The 19395-nt window shown below is 70.8% G+C and carries 21 protein-coding genes and 1 pseudogene; 18 read left to right on the top strand and 4 right to left on the bottom strand.

Going from position 1 to position 19395, the window contains the following annotated elements; all coding sequences use genetic code 11:
* Positions 1-14 precede the first annotated feature (14 nt).
* From secY to truA, 11 genes are all read left to right on the top strand, one after another.
* Positions 15-1328 carry a preprotein translocase subunit SecY gene (gene secY / locus DTL70_RS20745; protein ID WP_114023469.1) on the top strand — a complete coding sequence of 438 codons (1314 nt, stop codon included), beginning with the start codon at positions 15-17 and terminating at the stop codon, positions 1326-1328.
* On the top strand, positions 1328-1984 hold the full coding sequence (locus DTL70_RS20740) for an adenylate kinase (RefSeq protein WP_114023468.1): 657 nt from the start codon (positions 1328-1330) through the stop codon (positions 1982-1984). Before secY ends, DTL70_RS20740 begins: the two co-directional genes overlap by 1 nt.
* 349 nt (positions 1985-2333) lie before the next feature.
* Positions 2334-3170 carry a type I methionyl aminopeptidase gene (map, locus tag DTL70_RS20735; RefSeq protein ID WP_114023467.1) on the top strand — a complete coding sequence of 279 codons (837 nt, stop codon included), beginning with the start codon at positions 2334-2336 and terminating at the stop codon, positions 3168-3170.
* Positions 3171-3410: 240 nt separating this feature from the next.
* Complete coding sequence (infA, locus tag DTL70_RS20730; protein ID WP_003948620.1) at positions 3411-3632, top strand: translation initiation factor IF-1; 222 nt, start codon at positions 3411-3413, stop codon at positions 3630-3632.
* Between the two features lie 74 nt (positions 3633-3706).
* On the top strand, positions 3707-3820 hold the full coding sequence (rpmJ, locus tag DTL70_RS20725) for a 50S ribosomal protein L36 (RefSeq protein ID WP_003956441.1): 114 nt from the start codon (positions 3707-3709) through the stop codon (positions 3818-3820).
* A gap of 209 nt (positions 3821-4029) precedes the next feature.
* Positions 4030-4410 carry a 30S ribosomal protein S13 gene (gene rpsM, locus DTL70_RS20720; protein WP_114023466.1) on the top strand — a complete coding sequence of 127 codons (381 nt, stop codon included), beginning with the start codon at positions 4030-4032 and terminating at the stop codon, positions 4408-4410.
* Between the two features lie 67 nt (positions 4411-4477).
* Positions 4478-4882 carry a 30S ribosomal protein S11 gene (rpsK, locus tag DTL70_RS20715; RefSeq protein ID WP_016473404.1) on the top strand — a complete coding sequence of 135 codons (405 nt, stop codon included), beginning with the start codon at positions 4478-4480 and terminating at the stop codon, positions 4880-4882.
* A 25-nt stretch (positions 4883-4907) separates the two neighbouring features.
* Positions 4908-5534, top strand: coding sequence for a 30S ribosomal protein S4 (gene rpsD / locus DTL70_RS20710; RefSeq protein ID WP_114023465.1), 627 nt, complete (start codon positions 4908-4910; stop codon positions 5532-5534).
* Between the two features lie 283 nt (positions 5535-5817).
* The gene (locus DTL70_RS20705; RefSeq protein WP_114015379.1) at positions 5818-6840 is read left to right on the top strand and encodes a DNA-directed RNA polymerase subunit alpha; all 1023 of its coding nucleotides are present in this window, start codon (positions 5818-5820) and stop codon (positions 6838-6840) included.
* A 219-nt stretch (positions 6841-7059) separates the two neighbouring features.
* On the top strand, positions 7060-7563 hold the full coding sequence (gene rplQ, locus DTL70_RS20700) for a 50S ribosomal protein L17 (protein WP_114023464.1): 504 nt from the start codon (positions 7060-7062) through the stop codon (positions 7561-7563).
* A gap of 94 nt (positions 7564-7657) precedes the next feature.
* Positions 7658-8512 carry a tRNA pseudouridine(38-40) synthase TruA gene (gene truA, locus DTL70_RS20695; protein ID WP_114023463.1) on the top strand — a complete coding sequence of 285 codons (855 nt, stop codon included), beginning with the start codon at positions 7658-7660 and terminating at the stop codon, positions 8510-8512.
* Positions 8513-8529: 17 nt separating this feature from the next.
* Here truA and DTL70_RS20690 read toward each other — a convergent pair whose 3' ends face one another.
* From DTL70_RS20690 to DTL70_RS20680, 3 genes are all read right to left on the bottom strand, one after another.
* Positions 8530-9696 carry a flotillin family protein gene (locus tag DTL70_RS20690; protein WP_245979493.1) on the bottom strand — a complete coding sequence of 389 codons (1167 nt, stop codon included), beginning with the start codon at positions 9694-9696 and terminating at the stop codon, positions 8530-8532.
* Between the two features lie 40 nt (positions 9697-9736).
* Positions 9737-9961 carry a hypothetical protein gene (locus tag DTL70_RS20685; protein ID WP_114023682.1) on the bottom strand — a complete coding sequence of 75 codons (225 nt, stop codon included), beginning with the start codon at positions 9959-9961 and terminating at the stop codon, positions 9737-9739.
* A 68-nt stretch (positions 9962-10029) separates the two neighbouring features.
* A complete protein-coding gene (locus DTL70_RS20680; RefSeq protein WP_181861008.1) occupies positions 10030-10917 on the bottom strand; it encodes a hypothetical protein in 888 nt (295 codons plus the stop codon).
* Between the two features lie 77 nt (positions 10918-10994).
* On the opposite strand from DTL70_RS20680, the pseudogene DTL70_RS20675 reads away from it, so the two are divergent.
* From DTL70_RS20675 to glmM, 4 genes and pseudogenes are all read left to right on the top strand, one after another.
* Positions 10995-12692 (top strand): annotated as a pseudogene (locus DTL70_RS20675) (ATP-binding cassette domain-containing protein).
* 245 nt (positions 12693-12937) lie between these two features.
* Complete coding sequence (rplM, locus tag DTL70_RS20670; protein ID WP_114015388.1) at positions 12938-13381, top strand: 50S ribosomal protein L13; 444 nt, start codon at positions 12938-12940, stop codon at positions 13379-13381.
* A gap of 42 nt (positions 13382-13423) precedes the next feature.
* On the top strand, positions 13424-13927 hold the full coding sequence (rpsI, locus tag DTL70_RS20665; protein ID WP_114023462.1) for a 30S ribosomal protein S9: 504 nt from the start codon (positions 13424-13426) through the stop codon (positions 13925-13927).
* A gap of 306 nt (positions 13928-14233) precedes the next feature.
* Positions 14234-15613, top strand: a complete 1380-nt coding sequence (glmM, locus tag DTL70_RS20660) for a phosphoglucosamine mutase (protein WP_114023461.1) — start codon at positions 14234-14236, stop codon at positions 15611-15613.
* Between the two features lie 30 nt (positions 15614-15643).
* Here the strand turns inward: glmM and coaA are convergent, their stop codons facing one another.
* Positions 15644-16639, bottom strand: a complete 996-nt coding sequence (gene coaA / locus DTL70_RS20655; protein WP_114023460.1) for a type I pantothenate kinase — start codon at positions 16637-16639, stop codon at positions 15644-15646.
* A 151-nt stretch (positions 16640-16790) separates the two neighbouring features.
* Between coaA and DTL70_RS20650 the strand changes: the two genes are divergently transcribed.
* The 3 genes from DTL70_RS20650 (at position 16791) to DTL70_RS20640 (ending at position 19132) form a co-directional block, all read left to right on the top strand.
* Positions 16791-17036: a hypothetical protein gene (locus DTL70_RS20650; protein WP_114023459.1), complete on the top strand. Its 246-nt coding sequence runs from the start codon at positions 16791-16793 to the stop codon at positions 17034-17036.
* A gap of 161 nt (positions 17037-17197) precedes the next feature.
* Positions 17198-17620: a holo-ACP synthase gene (locus tag DTL70_RS20645; protein WP_114023458.1), complete on the top strand. Its 423-nt coding sequence runs from the start codon at positions 17198-17200 to the stop codon at positions 17618-17620.
* A 21-nt stretch (positions 17621-17641) separates the two neighbouring features.
* Complete coding sequence (locus DTL70_RS20640) at positions 17642-19132, top strand: NAD(P)H-hydrate dehydratase (RefSeq protein WP_114023457.1); 1491 nt, start codon at positions 17642-17644, stop codon at positions 19130-19132.
* Positions 19133-19395: the final 263 nt, after the last annotated feature.

Here is a 19395-nt window from a genome sequence, read left to right as displayed (position 1 = left end):
GCGCAGGAGGCACCGTGCTCACCGCGTTCGCCCGGGCGTTCCAGACGCCCGACCTGCGCAAGAAGCTGCTCTTCACGCTCGGCATCATGGTGCTCTTCCGGATCGGAGCGCACGTCCCGGTGCCGGGCGTCAGCTATGAGAACGTCCAAGCGTGTATGGACGAGGCCAAGGGCGCGCAGGGGCTCTTCGGCCTGGTCAACATGTTCAGCGGCGGCGCGCTGCTTCAGATCACCATCTTCGCGCTCGGGATCATGCCGTACATCACGGCGAGCATCATCCTGCAGCTGCTGGTCGTGGTCATCCCGCGGCTCGAGGCCCTGAAGAAGGAAGGGCAGTCGGGCCAGGGGAAGATCACGCAGTACACGCGTTATCTGACCGTCGCGCTCGCCATCCTCCAGGCCACCGGCCTCGTCGCCACCGCACGCAGCGGCACCCTCTTCCAGAACTGCAGCGTCGCCAGCCAGATCATCCCCGACCAGTCGATCTTCACCACCGCCGTGATGGTCATCACCATGACCGCCGGCACCGGCCTGATCATGTGGCTCGGTGAGGTCATCACCGACCGCGGCATCGGCAACGGCATGTCCATCCTGATGTTCGTCTCCATCGCGGCCGGTTTCCCCGGCGCGCTGTGGGCCATCAAGAAGCAGGGCAAGCTCGCCGACGGCTGGATCGAATTCGGCGCCGTCATCATCTGCGGCCTCGCGATGGTCGCCCTCGTGGTCTTCGTGGAACAGGCACAGCGCCGCATTCCGGTGCAGTACGCGAAGCGGATGATCGGGCGACGCAGTTACGGCGGAACCTCGACCTACATTCCGCTCAAGGTCAACCAGGCGGGTGTGATTCCCGTCATCTTCGCGTCCTCGCTGCTCTACATTCCGGCGCTGATCGTGCAGTTCAGCGGCTCGCAGGCAGGCTGGGCACAGTGGATCCAGTCGCATTTCGTCAAGGGTGACCACCCCCTCTACATTGCGACCTATTTCCTGCTGATCGTCTTCTTCGCCTTCTTCTACGTGGCCATCTCCTTCAACCCCGAAGAAGTGGCCGACAACATGAAGAAGTATGGTGGCTTCATCCCGGGCATCCGGGCTGGTCGTCCCACCGCGGAGTACCTGAGCTACGTGCTGAACCGCATCACGTGGCCCGGCTCTCTGTACCTGGGTCTGATCGCACTGGTGCCGACCGTCGCGCTGATCATGTTCAACGCCAACCAGAACTTCCCGTTCGGCGGAACGAGCATCCTGATCATCGTGGGCGTCGGTCTTGAGACCGTGAAGCAGATCGAGAGCCAGCTTCAGCAGCGCCATTACGAAGGGTTCCTCCGCTGATGCGTATCGTCCTCGTCGGACCGCCTGGTGCGGGCAAGGGAACACAGGCCGCCTTCCTCGCGAAGAACCTGGCCATCCCGCACATCGCCACCGGTGACCTCTTCCGCGCCAACATGAGCCAGGGCACTCAGCTCGGCCAGAAGGCCAAGGAGTACATGAGCGCCGGACAGCTCGTGCCGGACGAGATCACCATCGGCATGGCCAAGGACCGGATGGCGCAGCCGGACGCCGAGAGCGGATTCCTGCTCGACGGTTTCCCCCGCAACATCGCCCAGGCCAGGGCCCTGGACGGCTACCTGGACGAGACGGACCAGAAGCTGGACGCCGTTCTCGACCTGGAGGTCCCCGAGGACGAGGTCGTCAAGCGGATCGCCGGACGGCGCATCTGCCGCAACGACAGCAGCCACGTCTTCCACGTGGAATACAGCGCTCCCAAGACCGACGGCGTCTGCGACGCGTGCGGCGGCGAGCTCTACCAGCGCGAGGACGACCGCGAGGAGACGGTCCGCAAGCGCCTCGAGGTCTACCACAGCGAGACCGAGCCGATCATCGACCACTACAAGGCGCAGGGGCTCGTGACCACGATCCCCGCGCTCGGCGCGGTCGGCGAGGTGACGGAGCGGGCGATGAGTGCGCTGCAGCGTACGCGCGCCTGACCGTCCCCAATGGCGCGGCGGTCACCCGCGGCGACTCCTTCCTGATGTGGGGGCCGGGCACCGCCCGGCCCCCACATCCATGCGCCCCCTCAGACTCACCCCCCGGCCAGGGGGAGGACGCCCAGGGGCGCGGGGAACTGCGCGGGCGGCCAGGGCGGTCGAACACGCAGTCACCGGCGGCACGGGGCACCCCGGGAGCCCCCACACACTCGGGGCCGAGCCACCGCGAGGCCCCGATCGCAGCGACAGAGCGACCGGCCCCGGCGAGGGGCCTGGCAGACTTGACAGGTAGCAGCAGAACATTCGGTCGGCACCGGCTCAGCGCCGGTCAGGGAAGGCGGAAGGCGTCATGGTCGAGATCAAGACCCCGGAGCAGATCGCGAAGATGCGCGAGGCGGGGCTGGTCGTCGCCGCGATGCACGAGGCCTGCGCGGCCGCCGCCGTCCCCGGCGCGACGACGAAGGACCTGGACGAGGTCGCGGCGAAGGTCCTCGCCGACCACGGAGCGAAGCCGAACTTCCTCGGCTACGGCGGCTTCCCCGGCAACATCTGCACCTCGGTGAACGACGTCGTCGTGCACGGCATCCCCAGCAAGGAGACCGTCCTGAAGGCGGGGGACCTGCTGTCCATCGACGCGGGCGCGATCATCGACGGCTGGCACGGCGACGCGGCGCTGACCGTCTTCGTCGGCGAGGGGCACTCGGCCGAGCTGCGGGAGCTCTCCCGGGTGACGGAGGAGTCCATGTGGGCGGGGCTCGCCGCCATGCGCAAGGGCAACCGGCTGGTGGACGTCTCCAAGGCGATCGAGAGCTACATCCGCAGGCAGCCGCGTCCTGCCGGCGGCAAGTACGGGATCATCGAGGACTACGGCGGCCACGGCATCGGCTCGCAGATGCACATGGACCCCCACCTGCTGAACTACGTCGAGCGGCGCCGGGGCCGCGGTCCCAAGCTGGTGCCCGGCATGTGCCTGGCCATCGAGCCGATGGTGAGCCTCGGCACGGCGCGCACGCACGTTCTCTCCGACGAGTGGACGGTCAAGACGAACGACGGCACGTGGTCGTCCCACTGGGAGCACTCGATCGCTCTGACGGAGCAGGGCCCGTTCGTGCTGACCGCCCCCGACGGGGGGCGCGCGAAGCTCGCCGAGCTCGGCGTCGAGGTGGCACCCGACCCGCTGGGCTGAGGTGGCTGAAACCTCTGCCCCGCCCCTCCCGGAACCGGGGTCGCGGGCCTCTCCGGAGCCGGGAAGTTTCGGGAACAGGCGAGGTGGGGGGAATAACGAGGGCGGGTAGCGGGGATACTCCACGATTCGTCTTTCTCGACGGCGTGTCGTAGACTGGCTCGTCGGCCCAGGTATATCCGTATGCGTGCGGAGAGCCGGGGCCTCCCAGGTAGCCGATCCCGGAAGGTGAAGCGCTCAAGCATGGCCAAAAAACAAGGGGCCATCGAGATCGAGGGCACCGTCGTCGAGTCTCTCCCGAACGCGATGTTCAAGGTGGAGCTCCAGAACGGGCACCAGGTCCTCGCGCACATCAGCGGCAAGATGCGGATGCACTACATCCGTATCCTTCCCGACGACCGGGTCGTGGTGGAGCTGTCTCCGTACGACCTGACGCGCGGACGGATCGTCTACCGCTACAAGTAGAGCGACAGATCGTGCCGGTATCCCCGCCCCGTGAGGCTCGTGGGGAGAAGGCCAGACCCGGAGAACCTCACCACATGAAGGTCAAGCCGAGCGTCAAGAAGATCTGCGACAAGTGCAAGGTGATCCGCCGCCACGGCCGGGTCATGGTCATCTGCGACAACCTGCGCCACAAGCAGCGCCAGGGCTGACGCACACCACCTGCCTTTCGCAGTACCTTCGCGCGACGCGAGCAACAGTCACATAAGCAGGGCCCGACACCCTCGACGGTGTCGACACCCCCGGTCGGAGGCCGGGGACCCTCCCTCACGCTCTTCGAGCAGGGGACACCCCCAGCCGAAAGGCATGGAGGGAACGGCACTGCTGCAGACCTCCGACGAAATCATCAGGAGCCACATCCATGGCACGCCTCGCTGGCGTCGACCTTCCGCGCGAGAAGCGCGTCGAGGTCGCCCTCACCTACGTCTTCGGCATCGGCCGCACCCTTGCCCAGCAGACCCTGCGCGAGACCGGGGTCAGCCCCGACACCCGCGTGCGGGACCTGGGCGAGGAGGAGATGGTCCAGCTCCGCGAATACGTGGACAACAACCTCCAGGTCGAGGGTGACCTCCGCCGTGAGATCCAGGCCGACATCCGCCGCAAGGTGGAGATCGGCTGCTACGAGGGTCTGCGTCACCGGCGCGGTCTCCCGGTCCACGGCCAGCGCACCAAGACCAACGCCCGCACCCGTAAGGGCCCGCGTCGCGCCATCGCCGGCAAGAAGAAGCCGGGCAAGAAGTAGTCCGCACCGGACACGCTGCAAGCGGTCCGCGTAGTAGGACCGACCACCTCACGGGAGTTATCTCTATATGCCTCCGAAGGGCCGTACGGCCGGCGCCAAGAAGGTGCGCCGCAAGGAGAAGAAGAACGTCGCCCACGGGCACGCTCACATCAAGAGCACGTTCAACAACACGATCGTCTCGATCACCGACCCCACCGGCAACGTGATCTCCTGGGCCTCGGCCGGCCACGTCGGCTTCAAGGGCTCGCGGAAGTCGACGCCGTTCGCCGCGCAGATGGCCGCCGAGAACGCGGCGCGCCGCGCGCAGGAGCACGGCATGCGCAAGGTCGACGTCTTCGTCAAGGGTCCCGGCTCCGGCCGTGAGACCGCGATCCGTTCCCTCCAGGCCACCGGCCTCGAGGTCGGCTCGATCCAGGACGTCACCCCCACCCCGCACAACGGCTGCCGCCCGCCGAAGCGTCGCCGGGTCTGAGAACTGAAGTAGGAGATCACCACACATGGCGCGTTACACCGGGGCCGACTGCAAGCGTTGCCGTCGGGAGAAGCAGAAGCTCTTCCTCAAGGGAGCTAAGTGCGAGAGCGCGAAGTGCCCGATCGAGATCCGTCCTTACCCCCCGGGTGAGCACGGACGCGGGCGCACCAAGGACTCCGAGTACCTGCTGCAGAAGCGTGAGAAGCAGAAGGCCGCTCGGATCTACGGTGTCCTCGAGAAGCAGTTCCGCGGGTACTACAACGAGGCCAACCGGCTCCAGGGCAAGACGGGTGACAACCTGCTGCGCATCCTGGAGACCCGCCTGGACAACGTCGTGTACCGGGCCGGCTTCGCCAAGTCCCGCGACCACGCACGTCAGCTGGTCAAGCACGGTCACATCACGCTGAACGGTCGCAAGACCGACATCCCCTCGGCGCGGGTGTCCGTGAACGACATCGTCGAGGTGCGCGAGCCCTCCCGTAACCTGACCCCCTTCCAGGTGGCGGTCGCGGAGGCCGGAGACAAGACGGTTCCGGCGTGGCTGGAGGCCATCCCCTCCAAGCTGCGGGTCCTCGTCCACTCGCTGCCCGAGCGCCAGGTCATCGACACCCAGGTGCAGGAGCAGCTGATCGTCGAGCTGTACTCGAAGTAATCGGGTCGGTTCCTCGTTCCGGTACCTGGTCTGCGGGCCCGCCCCGGTTTCGGCTTGGGGTTCGGGGATCGTTCCCCGAGGGGACGCAGTATCGACACCCAGGTGCAGGAGCAGCTGATCGTCGAGCTGTACTCGAAGTAAGCAGTACATCGAGCCGTCCTCGGGCCTGTTCGAGGCACGGCTCACAGGGTGGGGGCGGTTCGGTCGGATTCGGCCGGGCCGCCCGTACCCTTGCAGTACCGGCATCAAATAGCGGTTGCCGAAAACTGGAGGCACACATCTCATGCTGATCGCTCAGCGTCCTTCCCTGACCGAAGAGGTCGTCGACGAGTTCCGGTCCCGGTTCGTGATCGAGCCGCTGGAGCCGGGCTTCGGCTACACCCTCGGTAACTCTCTGCGTCGTACGCTCCTCTCCTCGATCCCGGGTGCGGCGGTCACGTCCATCCGCATCGACGGTGTCCTGCACGAGTTCTCCACCGTGCCGGGCGTCAAGGAGGACGTCACCGACCTCATCCTCAACATCAAGTCCCTCGTCGTCTCCTCGGAGCACGACGAGCCGGTCGTGATGTACCTGCGCAAGCAGGGCCCGGGCCTGGTCACCGCCGCGGACATCGCGCCGCCCGCGGGTGTCGAGGTGCACAACCCGGACCTGGTCCTCGCCACGCTGAACGGCAAGGGCAAGCTGGAGATGGAGCTGACCGTCGAGCGCGGCCGCGGCTACGTCTCCGCCGTGCAGAACAAGCAGGTGGGCCAGGAGATCGGCCGCATCCCGGTCGACTCCATCTACTCGCCCGTCCTCAAGGTCACCTACAAGGTCGAGGCGACCCGTGTCGAGCAGCGCACCGACTTCGACAAGCTGATCGTCGACGTCGAGACCAAGCAGGCCATGCGCCCGCGTGACGCCATGGCGTCGGCCGGCAAGACCCTGGTCGAGCTGTTCGGTCTGGCTCGCGAGCTCAACGTCGACGCCGAGGGCATCGACATGGGCCCGTCCCCGACCGACGCCGCGCTCGCCGCCGACCTGGCGCTGCCGATCGAGGAGCTGGAGCTCACCGTTCGGTCGTACAACTGCCTCAAGCGCGAGGGCATCCACTCGGTGGGCGAGCTGGTGGCCCGCTCCGAGGCGGACCTGCTCGACATCCGCAACTTCGGTGCGAAGTCGATCGACGAGGTCAAGGCGAAGCTGGCCGGCATGGGCCTGGCGCTGAAGGACTCGCCTCCCGGGTTCGACCCGACGGCTGCGGCCGACGCCTTCGGCGCCGAGGACGACACGGACGCCGGGTTCGTGGAGACCGAGCAGTACTGAGACCTTCGGTGACGGGGCGGTCCTGAGCGTCTGCCCTGTCGCTGTTGTCGGGGAGCTGCAGGCCGGCTGTGGCCGGTCGCGCAGTTCCCCGCGCCCCTTCGGGGGCATCCCGCTCGGGCAGCAGCCCGCCGCGGGTCCGAAACCCCGGTACCTGATACGGCCGGGACTGCCGCCGGTTCCTGACACGGCCGGTGCAGGGACAACGTAAGGAGAAGCACCATGCCGAAGCCCACCAAGGGTCCCCGTCTGGGCGGCAGCGCCTCGCACCAGAAGGCGATGCTGGGCAACCTGGCGACCGCGCTGTTCGAGCACGGCCGCATCACGACGACCGAGTCGAAGGCCCGCCGCCTGCGTCCGGTCGCCGAGCGTCTGATCACCAAGGCGAAGAAGGGCGACCTGCACAACCGTCGCCAGGTCATGCGCACGATCCTCGACAAGAGCGTCGTCCACACCCTCTTCACCGAGATCGGCCCGCGGTACGAGAACCGTCCCGGTGGCTACACCCGCATCACCAAGATCGGCCCGCGTCGTGGCGACAACGCCCCGATGGCGGTCATCGAGCTGGTCGAGGCGCTGACGGTGCAGCAGACCGCGGTCGGCGAGGCCGAGGCCGCGACCAAGCGCTCCGCGAAGGACGCCGCCGGTGACGAGGCTGTCGCCGACCTGAAGAAGGAGTCGGCCGAGGCCGACGCCGAGGCCGAGGGCGAGTCCAAGGACGCCTGACGCCGCGCGCCTGACGCGTGAGCGGGCCCGTTCCCCAGCCGGGGGGCGGGCCCGCTCGTCATGTGCGGGCCCGAGTGGATGAGAGGATCGCCGAGTGACGAACGACGTGGTGCGCGTACGCCTCGACCTGGCCTATGACGGACGGGACTTCTCCGGTTGGGCCAGGCAGCGGGAGGGGCAGCGCACGGTCCAGGGGGAGATCGAGGACGCGCTCCGCGTCGTGCTGCGGCGCGAGGAGACGCCCGAGCTGACCGTCGCGGGACGGACGGACGCGGGTGTGCACGCGCGCGGCCAGGTCGCGCACGTGGACCTGCCGGCCGAGGTGTGGGCCGAGCAGGGTGACCGGCTCCTGCGGCGGCTCGCGGGACGTCTGCCCATGGACGTACGCGTCCGGCGCGTCAGCGAGGCGCCCGCGCACTTCGACGCCCGCTTCTCGGCGGTCTGGCGCCGCTACGCCTACCGCGTCACCGACCACCCCGGCGGCGTCGACCCGCTGCTGCGCGGCCATGTGCTCTGGCACAACTGGCCGCTGGACCTCGACGCCATGAACGAGGCGGCGCGCGGTCTGCTGGGCGAGCACGACTTCGCCGCGTACTGCAAGAAGCGCGAGGGCGCCACGACGATCCGCACCCTCCAGCGGCTGGAGTGGGCGCGCCGCCCGGACGGGGTGCTGGAGGCCACGGTCCAGGCCGACGCGTTCTGCCACAACATGGTCCGCGCCCTGGTGGGAGCCATGCTCTTCGTCGGCGACGGCCACCGGACCCCCGAGTGGCCCGCCACGGTCCTGGCCGCGGGTGTCCGCGACTCGGCCGTCCACGTGGTGCGCCCGCACGGGCTCACCCTGGAGGAGGTCGCCTACCCCTCCGACGAGGAACTGGAGGCCCGCAACCTCGCCTCCCGCAACAAGCGCACACTGCCACCGCTGCCGCCCTCGCCGGGCTGCTGCTGAACAGAGCGGCCCCCGCCCTACGGGATCGCCACAGGCCCGTCGTCGGGGCCTGTGCGGGGGGCCGGGGACCTCGGGGTCCCGGTGGTGGTGGTTTCGCCCTCGGCCGGTTTGCCGAGGTTCTGCTTGACGGTGTCGAGGATCGTCAGCCCCTGGCTGACGAGCCCCGCTGCGACCTCGCCGAGGCCGTCGGCGCCGTTGAGGACGTTGACGTTGGCGTGGGAGAGGCCGGTCGCGGCTTCCTTGACGATCTGCGGGAGCTGGTCGATCAGCAGTTGGTCGAGGGCGACCCGGTCGTGGGAGGCGGCGGCCTCGGCCTGGATCTTCATGCGTTCCGCCTCGGCGAGGGCGACGACCTTGATGCGTTCGGCCTCGGCCTCGGCGGGCTTGACGACCTCGGCGACCAGTTCCTGCTGCCGCAACTGTGCGGCGCGCTCGGCCAGTTCCGTCTGCGCGGCGAGGACCTCCTGCTGGGCGTGGGCCTGGGCGAGCGGGCCCGCCTGCGCTGACTGGGCCTGTGCGCGGTCGACCTCGGCCTTGTACTCGGCCTCGACGATGGCGGTCTGGCGTTCGTACTCGGCCTGGTTGCGGGCGGCTTCCTGCTGGGCCTCGACGGACGCCTGGGTGGCCTGCGCCTCGGCGATCTTGGCCTGGCGCTGGATGGCTGCCTTGTGCGGGGACGACATGGCCTCGATGTAGCCGGTGTCGCCGTCGTCGATGGACTGGATCTGGAAGGAGTCGACGATCAGGCCGATCTTGCCCATCTCCGTCTTGGAGGTCTCCAGCACCTCGGTGGCCAGCTTCTGCCGCTCGGTGACGATCTCCTCGACCGTCATGGAGCCGATGATGGACCGCAGATGGCCGGAGAAGATGCGGCCCGTCAGCACCGACATCTGCTCCTGTTCGGAGAGGAAGCGCTGGCCGGCGTTGACGATGGATTCGTTGTCGTTGCCGACCTTGAACGCGATGACGGCGCGGACGGTCAGCACGATGCCCTGCTTGGTCACGCACGTCTCGGCGACCTCGGACTCGCTCATCGCCAGCGTGAGGAACCGCACCTTGCGGAAGATCGGCAGGACGAACGTGCCGTGGCCGGTGACGACGCGGAACGGTGCCCCCTTGAGGCCGCGTCGGCCACCCGAGATCAGCATGGCCTCGTCCGGCGAGGGGACGCGGTATCCGAACATGTTTCATCCTCTCCTCGACCGCGCCGGGGCGCGGGGCGGTTCATGGCTCCAGTGGGTCTCGCCACGCGCTGACGTCGACCTGGCGGGTGCCGCGCGACTCGATCACCAGGACGGTCGTGCCGGTGGGCAGCGGCTCGGGCGACCAGGCCAGGAACGTCTCGGACCCGCCCCTGACGCTCACCAGCACCTCGCCGGGGCCCGCCGCGCCCCTGGTGCCGATGACGAGTACGCCGAAGCAGCCGATGACGGCCTCGTCGGACTGCACCGCTTCCCCCTTCGCCCCCGCGGGGCCCACCAGTTCTTCGGCCCCGCGGGGCCGGCCAGTCCTTCGGGTCAGTCGGGCTCGGGAGCCTGCGCGGCGTCCGAGGACTGGCTGCGGCCGCGCTCCAGGACGCGCGCGTAGGCGTAGTTGGAGCCGTCGAGGGCGGCCTGCTGCGCCTCCTTGTCGCCGGCGTCCGAGGCCTTCCCGTTGGTGCGTCCCGCGATGGTGAAGTAGGCGTAGCGGCCCAGGGAGTTGGCTGTGGTGCGGCAGGTGACGGTGCGGCAGAAGTCGGGGACACCGCTGCCGGGCAGCGCCACGAGGTTGGGCTGGTAGTCCTTCTTGACCTGCGCGGCCGTCTTGGCGTCCGCGAAGACCGCGATGCCGACCGTGACGGCGAGCCCGTCGTGGGTGTAGGTGGCGCGGTAGAGGGTGTCGCACTTGTTGCGGGTCAGCACGGGGCCCAGGCCCGAGTGCGCCGCGTCGGCGCAGTTCTCGCTGGTGGAGGTCTTGGCCAGCTCGTAGGGGTGGCCGTTGACGGTCACCTTCTTGCTCGGGTAGAGCGTGTCGGCGGACAGCGGCGCCTTGTCTCGCTTGGCGTCGGAGATGAAGTCCTTGGGCGGCGGCGGGGGCGGCGGCTCGTTCTTGAAGGTGGGCTCGGGTTCCTTGTCGTCGCTCGGGATGCTCGACGAGGGCGGCAGCGAATCCGACGGCTTGTCGGAGGCGCCCTGCGAGCCGCCCTCGTTGACGACGGCCACCGCGACGATGCCCGCGACGGCGGCGGTCGCCAGCGCGCCGCCGCCCGCCAGCAGCCAGCGGCGGCGCCGGGTGCGCCGGCGTTCTGCCTCGTCTGCGAGTTCCGCCCAGTCGGGTGTCGGTGTGGAGCCGCCGGTGTTCCAGCCGGGTCCGCCGGGTCCGCCGCCCTGGGACCCCCACTGGGGTCCCCCCTGCCCAAAGCTCATGTCCGCATCTTATGGCGCCGCGCCTGTTGCCCGATATTCGCTTGGTGTGGGCGTCGTCAGACCGTGACAATCGCCGCATGGGACATGTCGAGGCCGCGCACCTTGCCTTCTCTCTGCCCGACGGGAGGGCGCTGTTCGACGACGCGTCGCTGCGGGTGGGTGAGGGTGCCTCGGTGGCGCTGGTGGGGGCTGGGGGCACCTCCCGGCGTTAGCTGGGGGAGGCGCGGGTAAGACGACGCTGTTGCGGCTGATCGCGGGCGAGGTGAAGCCGGACGCGGGGACGGTCACCGTCAGCGGCGGGCTCGGCGTGATGCCGCAGTTCGTGGGGAGCGTGCGGGACGAGTCGAGTGTGCGGGACCTCCTCGTCTCGGTGGCCCACCCGCGGATCCGTACGGCGGCGAGGGCGGTGGACGAGGCGGAGTACGCGGTGATGACCGTCGACGACGAGGCCGCGCAGCTGCGCTACGCGCAGGCCCTCGCCGACTGGGCCGAGGTGCGCGGCTACGAGGCCGAGACGCTGTGGGACATGTGCACCGTCGCCGCGCTGGGCGTGCCGTACGAGAAGGCGCAGTGGCGCCAGGTGCGCACGCTCTCGGGTGGTGAGCAGAAGAGGCTGGTGCTGGAGTCTCCCCCAGCTTCCGGCCGGGCGGTGCCCCCATGCGCGGCACGGACGAGGTGCTGCTGCTGGACGAGCCGGACAACTATCTCGACGTCCCCGGCAAGCGCTGGCTGGAGGAGCGGCTGCGCGAGACGAAGAAGACGGTGCTGTTCATCTCCCACGACCGGGAGCTGCTGGCGCGCGCCGCCGACCGTGTCGTGGCGGTCGAGCCGGGCGCGGCGGGCAGTGACGTGTGGGTGCACGGCGGTGGCTTCGCGACGTTCCACGCGGCGCGCAAGGAGCGGTTCGCGCGGTTCGGGGAGTTGCGGCGGAGGTGGGATGAGGAGCACGCCAAGCTCAAGCGGCTGGTCATCATGTACAAGCAGAAGGCCGCCTTCAACTCGGACATGGCCTCCAGGCTGCAGGCGGCCCGTACGCGGCTGCACAGGTTCGAGGAGGCGGGGCCGCCGCTGGAGCCGCCGCGCGAGCAGGACATCCGCATGCGGCTGCGCGGCGGCAGGACGGGCGTGCGGGCGATCACCTGTGCCGGCCTGGAGCTGGCGGGACTGATGCGCCCCTTCGACCTGGAGGTCTTCTACGGGGAGCGGGTCGCCGTGCTCGGCTCTGGGGGCACCTCCCGGCGTTAGCTGGGGGAGGCTCGGGGAAGTCGCACTTCCTGCGGCTGCTGGCGGGCGGGGACGTGGCGCACACGGGCGACTGGAAACTGGGCGCCCGCGTCGTCCCGGGCCACTTCGCCCAGACCCACTCCCATCCGGAACTGGCCGAACGCACCCTGCTGGACATCCTGTGGAAGGAGCACGCCCACGACCGCGGCGCCGCGATGTCCGCGCTGCGCCGCTACGAGCTGACCCGGCAGGCGGAGCTGGCCTTCGGGCGCCTGTCCGGCGGCCAGCAGGCCCGCTTCCAGATCCTGCTGCTGGAGCTGGCCGGAGCCACGGCCCTGCTGTTGGACGAGCCGACGGACAACCTGGACCTGAAGTCCGCCGAGGCACTCCAGGAGGGGCTGGAAACGTTCGAGGGTACCGTCCTGGCAGTCACCCACGACCGCTGGTTCGCCCGTTCCTTCGACCGCTTCCTGGTCTTCGGCGCGGACGGCCGGGTGCGGGAGGCGCCGGATCCGGTGTGGGACGAGGGCAGGGTGGCGCGGGCGCGGTGAGGGGCTGCCGGTAGGCGGTGGGGCCGGGACGGTTTTGACCCGTACAGGGGAGGGTCGGTATTCTGTTGGATCGTTGTGTGTATTGGCTTGCCTGTTCTCACGTGGGGGGTCTTTACACCCGGCCTACCGGTCGATGACCAGCGATCACCTGCGGATGCGTCACCGTGCGTGGTCTCGCCTGTCGTGATCTGCCTGGTTGGCCCGCTGTCAGGACCCAATCATTGAGAGAAGCGAAGGCTACGACCGTGCGTACGTACAGCCCCAAGCCCGGCGACATCCAGCGCCAGTGGCACGTGATCGACGCCCAGGACGTCGTCCTCGGCCGTCTGGCCTCTCAGGCCGCCACTCTCCTGCGTGGTAAGCACAAGCCCACCTACGCGCCCCACGTCGACACCGGTGACTTCGTCATCATCGTCAACGCCGACAAGGTGCACCTGTCGGGCAACAAGCGGACCCAGAAGATGGCCTACCGGCACTCCGGTTACCCGGGTGGTCTGCGCTCCGTCCGCTACGACGAGCTGCTGGACAAGAACCCGGAGAAGGCGGTGGAGAAGGCCGTCAAGGGCATGCTCCCCAAGAACGCTCTGGGCCGTCAGATGCTCTCGAAGCTGAAGGTCTACGCGGGTGAGCAGCACCCCCACGGTGCGCAGCAGCCCGTGCCGTTCGAGATCAGCCAGGTCGCGCAGTAAGTCCGGCCACCCCCTAAGACTGAAGAAAAGCTGAGGAGAATCGTGGCCGAGACCACCGCCGAGACCCCCGTCGAGGGCGTCGAGGAGTACACGACCGAGACCCCTGAGGCCCCGCAGGAGTACACCTCCGAGTCCATGGCCTCCCGGTTCGGCGACCCGCAGCCGGCCGCCGGCACCGGTCGCCGGAAGAACGCCATCGCCCGTGTCCGCATCATCCCGGGCTCGGGCCAGTGGAAGATCAACGGTCGCACCCTGGAGGGGTACTTCCCCAACAAGGTGCACCAGCAGGAAGTCAACGAGCCCTTCAAGGTTCTGGAGCTCGACGAGCGCTACGACGTCGTCGCCCGCATCTCCGGCGGCGGCATCTCGGGTCAGGCCGGCGCCCTGCGCCTGGGCGTGGCCCGCGCGCTGAACGAGGCGGACGCGGACAACAACCGCGGCCCGCTGAAGAAGGCCGGGTTCCTCACGCGTGACGCCCGTGCGGTCGAGCGCAAGAAGGCCGGTCTCAAGAAGGCCCGCAAGGGCACGCAGTACAGCAAGCGCTGAGGCAGCGCTCGCTGGAGCTGGAGCCTTTCCGGATGCCCCGTCGGCACCCCACACCGGTGCCGACGGGGCATCCGTCGTATCGGGTGCCGTCGGGGCATCCGTTCTCTCGCCGGGGTCGGGACCGGCATCCCCTCATCGGGGGCGTGCGGGCGCACGGACGGGCGTGTGCGCGTTCGGGCATCCGGGCCGCCCTGCGGGCCCCCGTGGCGGTGCCCGCGCCGTCACGCTGACAACGGGGCGTATATCTGGTGTGCCGGGCTTCCCACGCCCGCCCGGTGAACGCCCGGAGAACTCGGAGGAACGACAGTGGCACGACTCTTCGGAACCGACGGTGTACGCGGTGTCGCGAACGCGGGGCTGACGGCCGAGCTGGCGCTCGGGCTGTCCGTCGCGGCGGCCCACGTGCTGACCGAGGCGAAGGCGGGGGCGAGCGCCGAGGCGGCGCAGGACACCACCCGTCCGGTGGCCGTCGTCGGACGGGATCCGCGTGCCTCGGGCGAGTTCCTGGAGGCCGCCGTCGTGGCCGGGCTGGCCAGCGCGGGGGTGGACGTGCTGCGCGTCGGCGTACTGCCCACGCCTGCGGTCGCCTATCTGACCGGTTCCCTCGGTGCCGACCTGGGCGTGATGCTGTCGGCCAGCCACAACCCGATGCCCGACAACGGCATCAAGTTCTTCGCCCGCGGCGGCCACAAGCTGGCCGACGAGCTGGAGGACCGCATCGAGGCCCTTTACCGCGAGCACGCGGGCGGTCAGGCGTGGGAGCGTCCCCTCGGCGCGGGCGTCGGCCGGGTCAGGGACTACGACGAGGGCTTCGACAACTACGTCGCCCACCTCGTGGGTGTGCTGCCCAACCGGCTGGACGGGCTGAAGGTCGTCATCGACGGTGCGCACGGCGCCGCGGCGCGGGTGTCCCCGGAGGCGTTCGCGCGGGCCGGGGCCGATGTGGTGACCATCGGCACCGACCCCGACGGGCTCAACATCAACGACGACTGCGGCTCCACCCACCTCGACGGGCTGCGCGAGGCGGTCGTGCGCAGCGGCGCCGACCTCGGGGTGGCGCACGACGGCGACGCGGACCGCTGCCTGGCCGTCGACGCCGACGGGCACGAGGTGGACGGGGACCAGATCCTCGCCGTGCTGGCTCTGGCCATGAAGGAGGCCGGGCAGCTGCGCAAGGACACCGTCGTGGCCACGGTGATGTCCAACCTCGGCTTCAAGCTGGCCATGGAGCGCGAGGGCGTCGAGCTGGCCCGCACGGCGGTGGGCGACCGCTACGTGCTGGAGGAGATGAAGCACGGCGGGTTCTCGCTGGGCGGCGAGCAGTCCGGGCACGTGATCGTCCTCGACCACGCGACCACGGGTGACGGCACGCTGACCGGGCTCATGCTGGCGGCCCGCGTGGCGGCGACGGACCGCTCTCTCGCCGAGCTGGCCGGGGTCATGGAGCGGCTGCCGCAGGTGCTGGTGAACGTGTCCGATGTGGACAAGTCGCGGGTCGAGTCGGCTTCGGAGCTGGTGTCCGCCGTCGCCGAGGCGGAGCGGGAGCTGGGGGAGACCGGGCGGGTGCTGCTGCGCCCGTCGGGGACCGAACCGCTGGTGCGGGTGATGGTGGAGGCCGCCGACATCGAGCACGCGCGGGCGGTGGCCGGGCGGCTCGCGGACGTGGTCAAGCGCGCGCTGGGCTGAGGCCCCGAGGAGGACCGCGGGATGCGGCTCTCACAGCTTGCGCAGGGACAGCCGCTCCACCGTGTGGTCGGGGCCCTTGTGCAGCTGGAGGGTCGCTCGGCCGCGGGTGGGGGCTATGTTCTCGCGGAGGTTGGGTTCGTTGATCGTGCGCCAGGTGGTGCGGGCGTAGTCGAGGGCCTCTTCCTCGCTGACGCCGGTGTAGGTGTGGAAGTACGAGCGCGGGTTCTGGAAGGCCGTCTGGCGCAGCTCGCGGAAGCGGTGCAGGTACCACCGCTCGATGTCCGCGGTGCGCGCGTCCACGTACACGGAGAAGTCGAAGTAGTCGGCGACGGCCACCCGGGTGCGGTTGTCCTTGCCGGGCAGCGCGGGCTGGAGCACGTTGAGGCCCTCGACGATCAGGATGTCGGGGCGGCGCACGGTCAGGTGTGCGCCGGGGACGATGTCGTAGACCAGGTGTGAGTAGACGGGGGCCGTCACCTCGGGCTTGCCGGCTTTGACGTCGGCGACGAAGCGGGTGAGGGCGCGGCGGTCGTAGGACTCGGGGAAGCCCTTGCGGGACATCAGGCCGCGTCGTTCCAGTTCGGCCTTGGGCAGCAGGAAGCCGTCGGTGGTCACGCGTTCGACGCGCGGCGCTTCCGGCTGCGGGTGCCCCTCGGCCGGGGGCTGCGGGCGGGCGAGCAGCGCTTGCAGGAGCCGGGAGACGGTGGACTTGCCGACGGCGACGCTGCCGGCGACCCCGATGACGAAGGGGGTGCCGCGCTGCGGCGTCGGACTGCCCGGGGAGCGGGGGTCGGTGAGGAAGGTGTTGAGCGCTCTGCGCAGCCCGTGCGTGGCCTCGACGTACAGGTGCAGCAGCCGGGCCAGCGGCAGGTAGATGTCCCGCACCTCGTCGAGGTCGATGACGTCGCCGAGTCCGCGCAGGGCCTCGACCTCGGCGGCGGTCAGCGGGAGGGGGGTGCGCTCGCGCAGGGCGCTCCAGTCCGCGCGGCTGAGGTCGACGTACGGCTTCGTGGACACGTCCGCCATTCTGCGGGGTCGCCGCCGGGCGCTCACCCGCGGGGCGGCCCGGCCCGGGGCGGCCGGCGGGCGCGTGCCTGACCTGCCCGGATGGCAGCGCGATCGGATGAGAGGCCCGCAGAAGGTGTACGTGGGGTGGAATTGCCGCTATGTTCCGCTCATGTCACGCCCCCTGAGTCGCATACGTCGCCCCCGCATCCGGCGCGCCGCCCGCACCGACCAGCTGTCCGGCTTCGCCGGGCACGTCTACAGCGACCTCGCCGACGGCCTGCCCGACGAGGATCTGACGGAGGACCTGACCGACTCGCTGGAGCTGTACGTGATGGGCAGCAAACCGCGCTGCGAGGAGTCGGAGTACCTGGAGCTGATGGAGGACGCCATAGAGCGCATGGCCCGCGCCCGGTGACCGCGTCCCGCGCCGGGGCCTGAGCCGCGGGTGGGTGCCGCGGCGCCCGGGCGCGCTGCGCGTACCCTCGCCCCGACGGCGGTGTGCCGTGGCACGGGGCCCGGAACGAGGCGACCAGGCGACGAGGCGACGAGGCGACGAGGCGCGGGAGTGAGGCAGCGGTGATCATCGGGGTGGGAATCGACGTCGCGGAGATCGACCGCTTCGCCGCCGCACTGGAGCGCACCCCCACCATGGCGGACCGGCTCTTCGTCGGGCGCGAGCTGTGGTTGCCCGGCGGTCAGCGGCGCGGCACCGCCTCGCTGGCCGCCCGGTTCGCCGCCAAGGAGGCGTTGGCCAAGGCGCTGGGGGCGCCCGGCGGGTTGCGGTGGACGGACGCCGAGGTGTGCGCCGCCGCGACGGGGCAGCCGTATCTGCGGGTGTGCGGCACGGTCGCCGAACGCGCCGCCGAGCTGGGCGTCAGCAGCTGGCACGTGTCCCTCTCGCACGACGCGGGGGTGGCCTCGGCCGTCGTCGTCGCCGAGGGAGACCCGGGTGCGGCCCGCCCTCGGCACGATCAGGGACCTGGGGACGCGACCGGTTGAGGCAGCGGCCACACTGGGGGCATGAGGACTGGTTACGGCGTGGAGACCGTGCGCGCCGCCGAGCGGGAGCTGATGGCGGCGCTGCCCGAGGGCGCGCTGATGCGGCGGGCCGCCGCCGGCCTCGCCGCGGCGTGCGCGGGGCTGCTGGGGCGGGTCTACGGCGCGCGCGTGGTGCTCCTGGTGGGCAGCGGCGACAACGGCGGTGACGCCCTGTACGCGGGCGCCGGGCTGGCGCGGCGGGGCGCCGGAGTGACCGCCGTGCTGCTGTCGCCCGAACGTACGCACGAGGGCGGGCTGGCGGCGTTGCGGGCCGCCTCGGGGCGCACGGTGGTGGCACCGGGCGCGGTCGTCGAGGGCACCGCCGCACCGCTCGGCGCTCTCCTCGCCCGGGCCGACCTGGTGGTCGACGGCATCGTCGGCATCGGCGGCAGGGGAGGACTGCGGCCCGCGGCCGTGGAGCTGGCCGACGCGGTACGCGAGGCCGGGGTGCCCCTCGTCGCGGTGGACCTGCCCAGCGGGGTGGACGCCGACACCGGCGAGGTCGCCGGCGCGGCCGTGGACGCCGCCGCCACCGTCACCTTCGGCGCCTACAAGCCGGGACTGCTCGTCGACCCGGCGCGGGAGCGCGCCGGTGCCGTCCGGCTGATCGACATCGGCCTCGGCCCCCACCTGCCCCCCGTGCCCGACGTCGAGGCGCTCCAGCACGCGGACGTGGCCGCGCTGCTGCCGCACCCCACGGCGGAGACCGACAAGTACCGGCGCGGCGTCGTCGGCGTCGTCGCCGGCTCGGCGCGCTACCCGGGCGCCGCCGTACTGGCCGTCGCGGGCGCCCTGCGCAGCGGCGCCGGAGCCGTGCGCTACGTCGGGCCCGGCCAGGAGGCGGTCCTCGCGCGCTTCCCCGAGACACTGGTCTCCGAGGGGCCGCCGCAGCACGCGGGCCGCGTCCAGGCGTGGGCGATCGGCCCGGGCCTGGGCGACGAACCGGCCTCGCGGCGCGCCGTCGAGGAGGTACTCGCCCACGACGTGCCCGTCCTCGTGGACGCGGACGGGCTGCGGCTGATGGACGTGGAGACCGTCCGCGCCCGCACGGCACCCACCCTGCTGACCCCGCACGCCGGCGAGGCCTCCGCGCTGCTGGGTGTCGCACGCGAGCAGGTGGAGGCGGGACGGCTGGCAGCCGTGCGGGACCTGGCGGCGCACACGGGCGCGACCGTGCTGCTCAAGGGCTCCACGACGCTGATCGCCGCGCCCCCCGACGGCTCCACGGGCCAGGCGTCCCCCGTCCGGGTGAACGCCACCGGGACGAGCCGGCTGGCCACCGCGGGCAGCGGCGACGTGTTGACCGGCCTCGCCGGGGGCCTGCTGGCCACCGGGCTGACCGCCCGCGACGCGGCGTCCGTCGCCGCCTACGTGCACGGTCTCGCCGGCCGCCTCGCCCCCGACCCGCCCTCCGCCACGGATGTCGCCGCCGCACTGCCGCCCGCGTGGCAGGACGTCCTGCGAGCGGGATAGCGCCGGCCCCGCGCCCCCGGCCTACTCGGGGGAGGCCGCCTGCTCGGGTATGTGGCCGAGGGCGCCGGCGGCACGGGGACAGCGGGCGGACCTGCGACACTGAAGCGGTGAACGACGTCCGACAGGCCCACGAGCACGCGCGCGCCTCCGCTCCCTCCGGCGCGGGTGCCGCCGTCGCGGCCGGGGCGCCGCACGTCGCCCCCGCACGGGGCGCGACCTGCCATGAGGGGCCGGGGGATCATGAGGGGCCGGGGGACGAGGCC

The organism is Streptomyces diacarni, from assembly GCF_003323715.1.
GTDB classification, from domain to species: Bacteria; Actinomycetota; Actinomycetes; order Streptomycetales; family Streptomycetaceae; genus Streptomyces; species Streptomyces diacarni.
This window is presented reverse-complemented; position numbering and strand designations above follow the sequence as displayed.